We start from the raw sequence: 14,150 nt of genomic DNA, 5'->3' as shown, positions 1-14,150 counted from the left end.
GGGGTGGCGGCGCAGGCATGTAAGGGTTCATGATAGTTCACATCCGGGTGTCCCGCGCGGGGATCTGAGTGCGCGCGAGGCGAAATCAGGGGCCTCCGCATGTGCCACACGGAAAGCTCCGGTAGCGTTGAACGCTGAGGGATCCGGAGCACGCACCGGGGGCCACCGTCGCCGGCGCAGGATCCCGACAACGAAATGTGAGGAGCTCACGTGCGATACGTGCTTGCGATTGCGACGCTCGCGCTCTCCGGCGTGCTGCTGATCCTCGGTCTCGGCCAGCGAACCTTCCTGGCCGGTCCCGCGGAGATCAGCTTCCCGGTCGACACGAAGTCCGAGACCGCCTACGCCGTGATCGACGGCGCCGACTTCGCGAAGGTCCCGGGTCAGGCGAACGTCGTCGTGAAGGGCGAGAACGCCTTCGTCGCGACGGGCGCCACCCGTGATGTGCGCGGCTGGCTCGAGCCGTTCTCGCACGCCGAGCTCTCCGTGGACACGCGTGGTGAGAAGCTGCTGAGCGCGCTCATCGCGCCCGCGATCACCGATGCGCCCGCGAGCGACGCCGCAGCGAGCGACGCCGTCGCCGCCGAGGAGGCCGCGTCCGACACCGGGCTCGACCCGCGCGGCTCGGACCTCTGGCTTGAGGAGCGGGTGATCGACGAGGCCGGCACCGGCACCGAGACCGAGACGCTCCGCGTGCCCGTCTCGCTGGCGGCGGATCAGTCCGTGCTCATCGCCTCCGACGGCACGCAGCCCGTGCCGAAGGACGTCTCGCTCGTCTGGGCCCAGGACCGCAACACCCCGTGGGCCGGTCCGCTCCTCGTTGGCGGCGCTGTGCTCGCCCTCGTCGGCGGTGTGCTGTACCTCCTCGCGGTCGATCACGACCGGCGCGGGCTCGGCCCGCGCCGTGGGCGGAAGGGGCCGCTGCAGGGCATTCGCAATGCGTTCTCGCGCACCCCGAAGGGGACCGCGGCTCCCACGACCGAGACCGCGGCAAGTGCGGCGGCGGGAGCGGGATCCGCGGCAGGAGCCGGTGCTCCGGCGAGCGGCGCGAGCTCAGCTGAGGGCGCGAGCCCCGCGGCCGGCGGAGACGCGGCCCAGCGGCGAGCGGAGCCGCGCCGTCGCGGCCTGCGCCGCGCTGCCCTCCCCGCGCTCGGACTCACGGCCGTCTTCGCGCTCACCGGCTGCTCCGCCGGCTACTGGCCGCAGCTCGAGCAGCCCAGCCCGACCGCGGAGGCGCCCGCGCCCACCGCGTCGGCGGTCGCCCCCGTCCCCGTGACCGAGGGGCAGCTCGACCGCATCGTCGAGCGCGTCGCAGACACGGCAGCCCAGGGCGATGATGAGCTCGACGCGACCGTGCTCGCCGAGCGCTTCACGGGCGACGCGCTCGCGCAGCGCACCGCCAACTACACGATTCGCGCCGCGCAGCCCGACTACGCGGTTGTGCCGCCGCGCCTCACGGATCAGGCGCTCGACTACCAGCTGGTGCAGAGCACTGAGGGCTGGCCGCGCACGCTGTTCGTCACCGTCGCATCGACCGCGGGCGGCGCGGCCCCCGCGGAGACCGCGGACGGCGCCGACGCGAGCGCCGAGACGGCTGCTTCGCCGTCGCTCGCGCTGCTCCTCACGCAGGAGGATCCGCACCAGAACTACCTCGTCTCCCGAGTGATCGCGCTTCGCGGCGGCATCTCGATGCCGCAGGCCGCGCCCGCGGAGGACGGGACGGCGCTCCTCTCGAACGATATCGAGACGCTCGTGCTCGCCCCGGGCAAGGTCGGCGAGGCCTACGCCGCGCTGCTGCAGAACGGGAAGGACGCCGAGCAGGCGGCACTCTTCGACCTCGACACCGACACGCTGCTCGACAGCTACGGCAAGGCCCGCGCTGAGGAGGCGCAGGCCTCCTCCGACGCCAAGGGGCAGACGATGAAGTTCTCCGTCGCCGCGCGGCAGGGCGACGCGAAGCCCGTCGCGCTCTCCACGGGCGCGGGCGGTGCGCTCGTCGCCACCACGGTGATCGAGGAGCAGATCGTCGATGCGGACGGCGGCCGGTACAAGCCGCAGGCGAAGGACGCCGTGACCGCGCTCTCCGGGCTCACCGGCGAGCAGGACCGACTCGTGCAGGAAGTCGCGCACCAGATGCTCTTCTTCGTGCCCAGCAAGACCGCCGGAACCCAGATCGAGCTGCTCGGCGTGACGAGCGAGCTCGTGGGAGTGAGGAACTGACCATGGCCCAGCAGATGCCCGAACGGATCCCCGGAGGCGGGGTCGACCTGAGCCACCTCGCCGCGCGCGGCCAGGCCGGTGCAGCAGGCGCCCCGGGCGCCCCGGCTGCCGGAGGCCCGTCCGCCGCAGCCGGTGGGGCCGGCGCAGACTCCCGCGTCGTGGACGTGCCCTCGCTCGTGATGGACGTCACCGACGCCGCCTTCGAGTCGGTCGCGCAGCTCTCGAGCATCGTGCCCGTCGTCTTCGTGCTGGGTGCGTCGTGGAGCGAGCCCGCGCAGGCGCTCACCCCCGTGCTCGAAGAGATCACGCGCGAGCTCGATGGGCGCGCGATGCTCGCCCGCGTGGACGTCGACGCGAGCCCCGGGCTCGCGCAGGCGTTCCAGGCCGAGACCGTGCCGAGCGTCGTCGCCCTCGTCGGCGGCCGCCCGGTGCCGCTGTTCCAGGGCGTGCAGCCCGAGCCGCAGGTGCGCGAGCTCTTCGTGCAGTTGCTCCAGCTCGCCGAACAGCACGGCGTGGTCGGCCGCGTCTCCGCGCCCGACGCGGGCGACGAACCCGCCGTGCCCGCCGAGCCCCAGATCCCCGAGGCGCACCTCGCCGCGGTCGAGGCGGGGGAGCGCGGCGACTTCGCCGGCGCCATCGCCGAGTGGGAGGCCGTGCTCGCGAAGGCCCCGGCCGACGCCGCAGCCCGCGCAGCGCTCGTGCAGATGCGCCTGCTCCACCGCCTGAGCGGCCACTCCGCGGACGACATCCGCTCCGCAGCGGCCGCGGCCCCCACGGGGGTGCCCGAGCAGCTCGCCGTCGCCGACCTCGACGTCTCCGGCGGGCACATTGAGGACGCGTTCCTCCGCCTGCTCGAGCTGTTCGCCGCGAGCGACGCCGAGGATCGCGCCGTGATCCGCGAGCGCCTCCTCGAGCTCTTCGAGGTCGTCGGCGTCGCCGATCCGCGCGTCATCGCCGCGCGCGGCCGCCTCGCGAACCTCCTGTACTGAGCCGACGCGTCGCTCCGCCGTGCGCGCCTATCTCGACCACGCCGCCACCTCGCCCATGCCGGACGAGGTGGCGGCGGCGTACCTGGACGCGCTCCGCACCGTGGGCAACCCGGCGTCGACGCACGCGCATGGACAGGAGGCCGCAGATCGGCTCGAATCCGCCCGCGCCGAGATCGCCGCGGCGCTCGGCTGCGATCACGCCGAGCTGATCCTCACGGGCGGCGGAACCGAATCCGTGAACCTCGCGCTCAAGGGCCTCTTCTGGGGGCGGCGGCGGGCGGGATCCGGATCGACGATCCTCGTCGCCGACGGGGAGCACCACGCGACGCTCGAATCCGCCGAGTGGCTGCGCGACACGCAGGGGGCGACGCTCGTGTGGCTGCCGCTCGACGCGGACGGGCGCCTCCTGCCGGACACGCTCCGCACCGCGATCGCGGACGCGGGCCCCGGCGAGGTCGCGCTCGTCTCCTTCCTCGCCGCGAACAACGAGGTCGGCACGATCCAACCCGTTGCTGAGCTCTGCGCGGTCGCCGAGGAGGGCGGGATCCCCGTGCACGTCGACGCCGTCGCGGCGCTCGGCCAGGTCCCGATCGACTTCGCGCGCTCCGGGGCGACGGCGCTCAGCGTCTCCGCCCACAAGATCGGCGGCCCGGTCGGCGTGGGCGCGCTCCTGCTGTCGCGGCGCGCGGCGATCGAGCCGCTGCTCCACGGCGGCACGCAGCAGCGCGGCCGATCCGGCACCCAGGACGTCGCGGGCGCCGTCGCCTTCGCGGCCGCGCTCTGGGCGGTCCTCGGCCCGGATGGCGCGCCGCGCCCCGCCGCGCTCGCCCGTCTCGCGCAGCTCCGCGACGAGCTCATCGGCGGTATCCGCGCGATCGATCCGAGCGCCGAGCTCCGCGGACCGCAGCCCGGAGCCGAACGGCTCGCCGGGAACGCGCACTTCACCTTCCCCGGCTGCCAGGGCGACTCGCTCGTGCTCCTGCTCGACGCAGCTGGGGTCTCCGTCTCCGTGGGATCCGCCTGCCAGGCCGGCGTGGCCGAACCCTCCCACGTGCTCCGCGCGCTGGGCCTCCCCGAAGCGGTCGCCGCGGGCGCGCTCCGCTTCAGCCTCGCCACGAGCACCGAGCCCGCCGAGATCGAACGACTCCTCGCGGCGCTCCCCGACGCGCTGCTGCGGGCACGATCCGCCGGGCTGGCCTAGAATACTCGGGTGAAAGTTCTGGCAGCAATGAGCGGAGGCGTCGACTCCGCGGTCGCTGCGGCGCGCGCGGTCGAGGCCGGCCACGAGGTCGTCGGGGTGCACCTGGCGCTCAGTCGCATGCCGGGAACGGTGCGCACGGGCTCCCGCGGCTGCTGCACGATCGAGGACGCGATGGACGCCCGGCGGGCCGCGAATCTGCTCGGGATCCCGTTCTACGTCTGGGATCTCTCGGAGCGCTTCAAGGAAGACGTGGTCGACGACTTCATCGCCGAGTACGCGGCGGGCCGCACGCCGAACCCGTGCATGCGCTGCAACGAGAAGATCAAGTTCGCCGCGCTCCTCGACAAGGCGATCGCGCTCGGCTTCGACGCCGTCGCGACGGGGCACTACGCGAGCCTCGTTGACGGCGACACCGGCCGCGAGCTGCACCGCGCGAGCGCGTGGTCGAAGGACCAGTCGTACGTGCTCGGCGTGCTCACCGAGCGCCAGCTCGCCCACTGCTATTTCCCGCTCGGGGACACGCCGTCGAAGGACCTGATCCGCGCCGAGGCCGCCGAGCGCGGCCTGCAGGTCGCGCAGAAGCCCGACAGCCACGACATCTGCTTCATCCCCGACGGTGACACGCGCGGCTGGCTCTCCGATCACGTCGCCCGCACGCCGGGCGAGATCCTCGACGAGACCGGCGAAGTGGTCGGCACGCACGACGGCGCCCACGGGTACACGGTCGGGCAGCGGCGCGGCCTGCAGCTCGGGCGCCCCGCCGCCGACGGGAAGCCGCGCTACGTGCTGTCGATCCGGCCCGTCTCGAACCAGGTGGTCGTCGGACCGAAGGAGCAGCTCGAGATCTCCCGCATCGCGGGCGGGCGCTTCAGCTGGGCGGGGGAGCCCGGCTTCGACCCCGAGACGCCCTTCGTGTGTGAGGTGCAGATCCGCGCCCACGCCGAGCCCGTGCCCGCGACCGCGCGCCTGCGCGCGATCGACGAGGCCGAGCGCACCGAGCAGCACCGCGCCGACGCCACACACGAGATCATCGTCGACATCGACCTGGAGCACGCGGAGCCCCTGCTGGGCGTCGCGCCCGGGCAGACCGCCGTGCTTTACATCGGCACCCGGGTGCTCGGCCAGTTCACGATTGACCGGGCGCTGCCGCTCGAACAGGTTGTACTCGGTGCGGGTGCGAGCGCGGGTGCGGCCGGTGTTGCTGTGGCGGCTGGCGACGGCGCGTAGGCCGGTACGTTCGCGGGCTGGTGCGCTGCGGCGTGCCCACGCGCACCCGATTCCACAGGAGAAATCCGCAATCTCGGACCGGTTCCCCGAAAAAGCTCCGAGATTCCAGATTTCTCCTGTGGAAAGGGGCGGTGAACGGCGCTGCGGCGGTGGATCAGGATCGTCCGGCGGGCGGCCACGCGCGGACCCGCTGCACTGGGCCACTGTCAGGGGTCGGCTTTAGAATTGTGGCGTGAACACGAACTCCGACCGCTCCGTCGCGCAGCCGGCCCTCGAGCCTGCGCTGCCCACCGACTTCGCCGCTGCGCGGGCCGAAGCCGAGCGCCTCACCACCGAGATCGAGCGCCTGCGCCGCGCCTACTACTCGGAGGGGGCGAGCCTCGTCTCCGATGCGGAGTACGACGCGCAGTTCCACCGGCTCGAAGCGCTCGAGCGCGCCTTCCCGGAGCTCGCGGGCCAGGACAGCCCCACGCGCGAGGTGGGCGCGGCAGTTGTGTCCGCGGGCTTCCCCGAGCACGAGCACGCCGAGCGGCTCCTGAGCCTCGACAACGTGTTCTCCCTCGACGAGTTCCGTGAGTGGGCCGAGAAGACTCGCGCCGCGGCCGGGCGACCGGTGCGGTGGCTGTCCGAGCTCAAGATCGACGGACTCGCGATCAGCCTCGCCTATCGCAACGGCGAGCTCGAGACCGCAACGACGCGTGGCGATGGCCGGGTCGGCGAGGACATCACCGAGAACGTCGACCTCATCCCCGCGATCCCTCGGCGCCTCACCGGCGAGGGGATCCCGGAGTTCTTCGAGGCGCGCGGCGAGGTGTTCCTCCGCGGATCGGACTTCACCTGGTTGAACGAGCGCCAGCACGATCTGCAGGCGGCCTACGTTGCCGAGCAGCTGGCGCGGGGGCGTGCTGAGGATCAGATCCCCGTCCGCTTCCCGGAGTTCGCCAATGCGCGGAACACCGCAGCGGGCAGCCTGCGGCAGCGCACCGAGAAGAAGACGCCCGCGGAACTCGAGCTGATGCGGGAGCGGCTCGGCCGGCTCTCGCTCTACGTGCACGGGATCGGGGCCTGGGCGCACCCCGACTTCGAGAACCAATCGGACGCGTACCGCCTGCTCGGCGAGTGGGGGCTCCCGGTCTCGCCGCACTCGCGCGTGTTCGAGACGGTCGAGGAGGTCGTCGCGTTCATCGAGGATCGCGGCGAGCACCGGCACGACGTCGAGCATGAGATCGACGGCATCGTCGTGAAGGTCGACGAGCTCGCGCTGCACGCCGAGCTGGGGGAGACGAGCCGGGCCCCGCGTTGGGCGATCGCTTACAAGTACCCGCCCGAGGAGGTCCACACGAAGCTCCTCGACATTCGGGTGGGTGTGGGGCGCACGGGCCGCGCGACGCCCTACGCGGTGATGGCGCCCGTGAAAGTGGCCGGATCGACCGTGAGCCAGGCCACGCTGCACAACCAGCAGGTGGTGAAGGCGAAGGGCGTGCTGATCGGCGACACCGTCGTGCTGCGCAAGGCCGGCGACGTGATCCCCGAGGTCCTGGGCGCGGTGCTCGAACTGCGCGACGGGAGCGAGACCGAGTGGCGCATGCCCGAGGGCTGCCCCGAGTGCGGCACCACGCTCCGGGCGATGAAGGAGGGCGACATCGACCTCCGCTGCCCGAACGCGCGCGACTGTCCGGCGCAGGTGCGTGGCCGCGTGGAGCACATCGGCTCCCGCGGCGCGCTTGATGTCGAGGTGCTCGGCGAGATCACGGCGGCGGCGCTCACCCAGCCCGAGGTGCCCGAGGTTCCGCCGCTCACCACCGAGGCCGGGCTGTTCGACCTCACCCTCGAGCAGCTCGTGCCCATCGAGGTGATCGTGCGCGACGCCGAGACGGGCGAGCAGCGCATCGACGAGGAGACGGGCGAGCCCGTGCGGCGCGCTCCGTTCCAGCGGCTCAGCGCGGCGAGCTACCCGCCCGGCTGGGAGGACAAGACCCCGGCCGAGCGGCGCGCGGCGGGGATCCGGAAGAGCCACCGCGAGGTGCTGCCGTCGAAGACCGCCGAGACGTTCCTTGCCGAACTGGAGCGGGCCAAGACAAAGCCGCTCTGGCGCCTCCTCGTCTCGCTGAACATCCGACACGTCGGCCCCGTTGCGGCACGCGCGCTCGCCGAGTGGTTCGGATCGCTCGACGCGATCCGCGCGGCGACGGTCGAGGAACTGGCCGAGGTCGACGGGGTGGGCGGGATCATCGCCGAGTCGCTGCTCGACTGGTTCACGGTCGATTGGCACGTCGAGATCGTCGACCGCTGGACGGCCGCCGGCGTGCAGTGGGCCACGCCGGGCCACCCCGGGCCCGGGGCCGCGGTTGCCGAGGGCGGCGTGCTCGCCGGGCTCACCGTGGTCGCGACGGGCAGCCTCGACGGGTTCACCCGGGACGGCGCCAAGGAAGCGATCATCCAGGCCGGCGGGAAGGCCGCCTCGAGCGTCTCGAAGAAGACGGACTTCGTCGCAGCCGGCCCCGGAGCGGGATCGAAGCTCGCGAAGGCCGAAGAGCTGGGGATCCCGGTGCTCGACGCCGAACAGTTCGCCGTGCTTGTGACCGAGGGCCCCGCGGCGCTCGGACTCGGCGGCGACAGCGAGACGGACGCTGCGGCAGACGAGGACGGTGCGCCGGAGGCGAGCCCCGAGGAGGCGTAGCCCGTACCCCAGGCCCGGCGCCCGCGCGCCGGGGTGCGGCGTCGGGATTCCGCGTCGGCGACGAGTTATCCACAGTTTCGAGATACGACGTCCGCGGGCCTGCCAGCTGGCTACGCTGAGGGCACCCCGAGGACACTCGAGGGTCCGGAATGCACTCGAGCGGGGCCACGCGCGCGGCAACGGCGATCCGCAATCCGTCACCTGTCACTCCCGAATCGCCAACCGTCACCCGCCAACCGTCACCCGCCATCCGTCACCCGCCAACCGTGAATCGTGAACCGAAGGAGTTGCCGTGACTGAACACGCCGCCGCCCCGCAGCGCGCCGCCTGGGCCGAGCAGGATCCACTGCTCACCGAGTACTACGACACCGAGTGGGGCATGCCCGTCACGGACGACCCCGGCGTCTTTGAACGGCTCAGCCTCGAAGCGTTCCAGTCCGGCCTGTCCTGGCTCACGATTCTGAAGAAGCGTGAGGCCTTCCGTGACGCGTTCGCGGACTTCGAGCCGCAGCGGGTTGCGGCGTTCGGCGAACGGGATGTCGCCCGGCTCCTCGCCGACCCCGGGATCGTGCGGAACACCCGCAAGATCGAGGCGACCATCAGCAACGCTCGCGCCACCCTGGCGCTCGCCGAAGCGGGGGAGACCACGCTCGCGGAACTCGTCTGGGCGGCGATGCCCGAGCGCTCGCCCGCACCCGTGACGGACGCCGAGGTGCCGACCACCTCTCGCGAATCCCAGGCGCTCGCGAAGGAGCTGAAGCGCCGTGGCTTCAGCTTCGTCGGCCCCACGACCATGTACGCCCTCATGAGCGCGATCGGTATCGTCGACATCCACCTGGTCTCGAGCCACCGCCGCGGCTGCTCGGGGCTCTGGGCACCCGACGGGAGCCGTCGTGGACACCCGTTCGCGGAGGGGTGACGCCGCCGGCCCCCTGGCGCTATGGTGAAGCTATGTGCACACGATTCCTGTGGTCCTCGCTCGGTGAGCCCGGCTCCGGCAACGTTCTGGTGGGCCGCAGCATGGACTGGTTCGAGGACACGGCGACGGTGCTCGCCGTGCGGCCGCGCGGCGTCGAGCGCGAGAGCGCCCCGGGGGATCTCGGCTCGTTCACGTGGCGCTCGGAGTACGGCAGCGTCGTGTGCCTCATGTACGGCGCGATCGCCGTCGACGGGCTGAACGAGGTCGGCCTCCAGGTCAGCGGCCTCTATCTTGCGGAGTCGAACTACGGCGAGCGGGATACGAGCCGCCCCGGCCTGGCGCTCGCACAGGCGATCCAGTGCCTGCTCGACCGCTTTGACACGGTCGCAGCCGCCGTGGCCTGGCTCGAGTCGAGTGACGTGCAGATCATCCCGCTCGACATCGGCGGGAAGCCCGGCACCGGCCACATCGCGCTGGGCGATGTGAGCGGCGACTCGGCGATCATCGAGTTCGTCGACGGCGCGCTCACCGTGCACCACGGCACCGAGTACACCGTCATGGCAAACTCGCCCGTCTACGCGGAGCAGCTCGAGCTCGAGCAGCGCTACGCCGGCCTCGGCGGTGAAGCGCCGCTGCCCGGCGGCACGGATTCGCCCGACCGCTTCGCGCGCGCCGCGTTCTACTCGGCCCGCCTGCCGGAGACCGCAGACGCCCGCGCCGCTGCGGCTTACGCATTCAGCGTGATCCGCAACGCATCCGCGCCGTTCGGTACCGCGGACCCGGTGCGGCCCAACGTGTCGACCACGCGCTGGCGCATCGTCGCCGACCTCACCGACCGGCGCTACTTCTTCGAGTCAACGAGCAACCCGAACGTGGTCTGGGTGGAGCTCAGCCAGCTCGACTTCGGCGCCACCAGCGAACTGCGCTTCGCGCCGGAGGAGACCACGAGCGTGAGCGGCAAGGTGAACGGAGCCTTCGCGGCCGTCTGACGGCCCCGTGTCGGTGGCGCTCGCTAGGATGGTGGGGTTGACACACAACCCGAAGCCATGATGGAGCAGCATGCCTGAAACTTCTGCGGCCGAGCGCGCCGCATCGAGCGGGGAGATCACGGCCGCGACCGTGCAGCACCTCGCCGGTCTCTCCCGGATCGCCCTCACCGACGCCGAGATCGATTCGCTGACGACCGAGCTGGGCTCGATCCTCACGAACATCGCGAAGGTGAGCGAGGTCGCGGGCGCCGATGTTCCCGCGACGAGCCACCCGCTCCCGCTGAACAACGTCACCCGCCCCGACGAGATCGCCGACGTGCTCACGCGCGAGCAGGCGCTCGAGAACGCACCCGAGACCGCGGACGGCATGTTCCGGGTCTCCTCGATCCTGGGGGAGGAGCAGTAGTGTCCGATCTGATTCAGCTGACCGCGGCCGAGCTGTCCGCGAAGCTCACCGCGGGCGAGGTCTCCGCCGTCGAGGCGGCGCAGGCCCACCTCGATCGCATCACCGCCGTCGACGGCGAGCTCCACGCGTTCCTCGCGACCGACGCGGAAGCCTCGCTCGCCGCGGCCCGCGCGATCGACGAGCGTCGCGCCGCGGGCGAGGAGCTCGGCGAGCTCGCAGGCGTCCCGCTCGCGATCAAGGACGTGCTCGTCACGACCGATATGCCCTCAACGAGCGGCTCGAAGATCCTCGAGGGCTACCGCTCGCCGTTCGACGCCACGGCCGTCGCGAAGGCGCGCGCCGCGGGCCTCGTGAACATCGGCAAGACGAACATGGACGAGTTCGCGATGGGCTCGGCCACCGAGAACTCCGCGTACGGCCCCACGCACAACCAGTGGGATCGGTCCCGCGTTCCGGGCGGCTCGGGCGGCGGTTCCGCCGTCGCCGTCGGCGCCTTCGAGGCACCGCTCGCGCTCGGTTCCGACACGGGCGGTTCGATCCGCCAGCCTGCGGCCCTCACGGGAACCGTCGGTGCAAAGCCCACCTACGGCGGCGTGAGCCGCTACGGTGCGATCGCGCTCGCCTCCTCGCTCGACCAGATCGGCCCGTGCGCGCGCACCGTGCTCGACACGGCGCTGCTCCACGACGTGGTCGCGGGACACGACGCCCACGACTCCACCTCGCTCGATCACGCGTGGCCCTCGATGGCCGCTGCGGCGCGCTCGGGCGCGGACCCCACGAGCCTCCGCGGGCTCCGGGTCGGCGTCGTGAAGCAGCTCATGATCGACGGCGTGCAGCCGGGCGTGAAGGCCCGCTTCGACGAGTCGCTCGCGCTGCTCGCCGCGCAGGGCGCCGAGATCGTCGAGATCGACGCTCCCCACTTCGAGTACGCGGTCGCCGCGTACTACCTGATCCTGCCCGCCGAGGCATCGAGCAACCTGGCCAAGTACGACTCGGTGCGCTTCGGCCTCCGCGTCACCCCGCAGGGCGGCGGCACCGTCGAGAGCGTCATGAGCGAGACCCGCGCCGCCGGCTTCGGCGCCGAGGTAAAGCGACGCATCATCCTCGGGACGTACGCGCTCTCGGCCGGCTACTACGACGCCTACTACGGCAGCGCGCAGAAGGTCCGCACGCTGATCCAGCGCGATTTCGCCGCGGCGTTCTCGCAGGTCGACGTCATCGCCTCGCCCACCGCGCCGACGACCGCCTGGGCGCTCGGCACCCACGGCGGCGACCCCATGCAGGACTACCTGAACGACGCCACGACGATCCCCGCGAACCTCGCCGGGATCCCGGGGCTCAGCCTGCCCATCGGCACCGCGAGCGAGGACGGGCTCCCCGTCGGCCTCCAGCTGATGGCCCCCGCGTTCGAGGACGCGCGCCTGTACCGCGCGGGCGCCGCGATCGAGTCGCTCATCACGGCGCGCGACGGCGCTCCGTTCTGGGCGCAGGCCCCCTCCCTTGCAGGCGCACCGACCGGGAAGGCGAACGCGTAATGGCAAAGACCAAGCTCATGGACTACTCGGAGGCGCTCGAGCGCTTCGAGCCCGTGATCGGCCTCGAGGTGCACGTCGAGCTGAACACGAAGACCAAGATGTTCTCCTCGGCCCCGAACACCTTCGGCGCCGATCCGAACACGAACCTCACGCCGGTGTGCCTCGGCCTGCCCGGCGCGCTGCCCGTGGTGAACGACCAGGCGGTGCGCTACTCGATCAGCCTCGGGCTCGCGCTCGGCTGCGAGATCGCCGAGGTCTCGGGCTTCGCCCGGAAGAACTACTTCTACCCGGACATGGCGAAGAACTACCAGATCTCGCAGTTCGACGATCCCATCGCACACGACGGGTCCGTGGAGATCGAGCTCGCCTCGGGCCGCGTGGTGCACGTGCCGATCGAGCGCGCCCACATGGAGGAGGACGCCGGCAAGCTGAACCACGTGGGTGGATCGACCGGCCGCATCCAGGGCGCCGAGTACTCGCTCGTCGATTACAACCGCGCAGGCGTGCCGCTCGTCGAGATCGTCACCCGCCCCATCTTCGGCGGCGAGGCCGATACGCCCGAGATCGCTGCGGCCTACGTCGCGACGATCCGCGAGCTCGTGCTCTCGCTCGGCATCTCGGATGCGCGCATGGAGCGGGGCAACCTCCGCTGCGACGCGAACGTGTCCCTCCGCCCGCGCGGAAACGAGGACGCCGGGATGAGCGTGCTCGGCACGCGCACCGAGACGAAGAACGTGAACTCGCTGCGCTCGATCGAACGCGCCGTCCGCTTCGAGATCCAGCGCCAGGCGCAGATCCTCTCCGAGGGTGGAAGCATCACCCAGGAGACCCGCCACTGGCACGAGGACACGGGGGAGACCTCGCCCGGTCGCCCGAAGAGCGATGCCGACGACTACCGGTACTTCCCGGAGCCGGACCTCGCTCCGCTCACGCCCTCGCGCGAGCTGGTGGAGGAGCTGCGCGCGCAGCTTCCCGAGCACCCGACCCTTCGCACCCGTCGTCTGAAGCAGGAGTGGCAGTTCTCTGCGCTCGAGTTCCAGGACGTCGTGAACGCCGGGCTCGTCTCCTCGATCGAGGCCACGGTCGCCGCCGGCGTCCCCGCGCAGGCGGCACGCAAGTGGTGGACCGGTGAGATCGCCCGCATCGCCAACGAGCGCTCGGCGGCACCCGCCGACCTCATCACCCCGGAGCAGATCGCCTCGGTGGTCGCGCTCGTCGACGCGGGAACGCTGAACGACAAGCTCGCGCGCCAGGTGATCGCGGGCATCATCGACGGGGAAGGCACCGCGCAGGAGATCGTCGACGCCCGAGGTCTCGCCATCGTCTCGGACGACGGGGCGCTCATCGCCGCCGTCGACGCGGCGCTCGCCGAGCAGCCGGACGTTCTCGCGAAGATCCGCGACGGCAAGGTGCAGGCGGCCGGCGCGATCATCGGCTCCGTGATGAAGGCGATGCGCGGACAGGCCGACGCTGCGCGAGTGCGCGAGCTCGTGCTCGAGCGAGCAGAAGCCTAAGCTCAGGGCACGACACGCCAGGCGGGCGCGGATTCCACACGGGATTCGCGCCCGTTTCGCGTTTTCGGGGCGCTGCAGCGGGGGAGGGCCGCTTGGTGGGGGTGTGGCAACTTTGGCGGTCTCACGCGGGGACACGCCCGAGAACGGGGCGTGGTTTGCCGTCGGGTGCCGATCGGCGTAGTGTATTCCCTTGTCAGCGCAACGCAGCCGGTCAGCGAGGCAGAAGCCAAGCGGTCCGGTTCATACGAATGCGCAGCGAGCACGTGATGTGCTAGCATAGACAGGTTGCTGTTCGGAAGGGTTCCTTCGGGGGTTCTACGGGTGGTGTCTGGTCTTTGAGAACTCAATAGTGTGCACTTGATTGTCAAATGCCAATTATTTATCCCGTCGCCAGGCTTTTGGGTCTGGTTGATGGCGATTCCTTTTGGACAAATTATTGAACGTCAGTAATGATGTTCGCTTTTGTCAGG

10 protein-coding genes are annotated in these 14,150 nt (G+C 71.4%); all 10 read left to right on the top strand.

Annotated features, from left to right (window positions below; all coding sequences use genetic code 11):
• Positions 1–210: 210 nt before the first annotated feature.
• The 10 genes from U874_RS0106745 to gatB all read left to right on the top strand — a co-directional run bounded on the left by U874_RS0106745 (position 211) and on the right by gatB (position 13,680).
• Positions 211–2,220 (top strand): hypothetical protein, encoded by a 2,010-nt coding sequence (locus U874_RS0106745; protein WP_025133777.1) that lies wholly within the window; start codon positions 211–213, stop codon positions 2,218–2,220.
• 2 nt (positions 2,221–2,222) lie between these two features.
• Positions 2,223–3,209 carry a tetratricopeptide repeat protein gene (locus tag U874_RS0106740; RefSeq protein ID WP_025133776.1) on the top strand — a complete coding sequence of 329 codons (987 nt, stop codon included), beginning with the start codon at positions 2,223–2,225 and terminating at the stop codon, positions 3,207–3,209.
• 19 nt (positions 3,210–3,228) lie between these two features.
• Positions 3,229–4,410 carry a cysteine desulfurase family protein gene (locus U874_RS0106735; RefSeq protein WP_025133775.1) on the top strand — a complete coding sequence of 394 codons (1,182 nt, stop codon included), beginning with the start codon at positions 3,229–3,231 and terminating at the stop codon, positions 4,408–4,410.
• A 9-nt stretch (positions 4,411–4,419) separates the two neighbouring features.
• Complete coding sequence (gene mnmA / locus U874_RS0106730; protein WP_081809922.1) at positions 4,420–5,637, top strand: tRNA 2-thiouridine(34) synthase MnmA; 1,218 nt, start codon at positions 4,420–4,422, stop codon at positions 5,635–5,637.
• Between the two features lie 232 nt (positions 5,638–5,869).
• Positions 5,870–8,317 carry an NAD-dependent DNA ligase LigA gene (gene ligA, locus U874_RS0106725; RefSeq protein WP_369802349.1) on the top strand — a complete coding sequence of 816 codons (2,448 nt, stop codon included), beginning with the start codon at positions 5,870–5,872 and terminating at the stop codon, positions 8,315–8,317.
• A 292-nt stretch (positions 8,318–8,609) separates the two neighbouring features.
• Positions 8,610–9,236, top strand: coding sequence for a DNA-3-methyladenine glycosylase I (locus tag U874_RS0106720; protein ID WP_025133772.1), 627 nt, complete (start codon positions 8,610–8,612; stop codon positions 9,234–9,236).
• A 32-nt stretch (positions 9,237–9,268) separates the two neighbouring features.
• Positions 9,269–10,225 carry a linear amide C-N hydrolase gene (locus U874_RS0106715; protein ID WP_025133771.1) on the top strand — a complete coding sequence of 319 codons (957 nt, stop codon included), beginning with the start codon at positions 9,269–9,271 and terminating at the stop codon, positions 10,223–10,225.
• 70 nt (positions 10,226–10,295) lie between these two features.
• Positions 10,296–10,631 carry an Asp-tRNA(Asn)/Glu-tRNA(Gln) amidotransferase subunit GatC gene (gatC, locus tag U874_RS0106710; RefSeq protein WP_025133770.1) on the top strand — a complete coding sequence of 112 codons (336 nt, stop codon included), beginning with the start codon at positions 10,296–10,298 and terminating at the stop codon, positions 10,629–10,631.
• On the top strand, positions 10,631–12,166 hold the full coding sequence (gatA, locus tag U874_RS0106705) for an Asp-tRNA(Asn)/Glu-tRNA(Gln) amidotransferase subunit GatA (protein WP_025133769.1): 1,536 nt from the start codon (positions 10,631–10,633) through the stop codon (positions 12,164–12,166). Before gatC ends, gatA begins: the two co-directional genes overlap by 1 nt.
• Entirely contained in the window at positions 12,166–13,680 is a 1,515-nt protein-coding gene (gene gatB / locus U874_RS0106700) for an Asp-tRNA(Asn)/Glu-tRNA(Gln) amidotransferase subunit GatB (RefSeq protein ID WP_025133768.1), read from the top strand. Before gatA ends, gatB begins: the two co-directional genes overlap by 1 nt.
• The last annotated feature ends 470 nt before the right edge of the window (positions 13,681–14,150 follow it).

It is taken from the genome of Leucobacter sp. PH1c (assembly GCF_000633415.1).
Lineage (GTDB): Bacteria > Actinomycetota > Actinomycetes > Actinomycetales > Microbacteriaceae > Leucobacter.
This window is presented reverse-complemented; position numbering and strand designations above follow the sequence as displayed.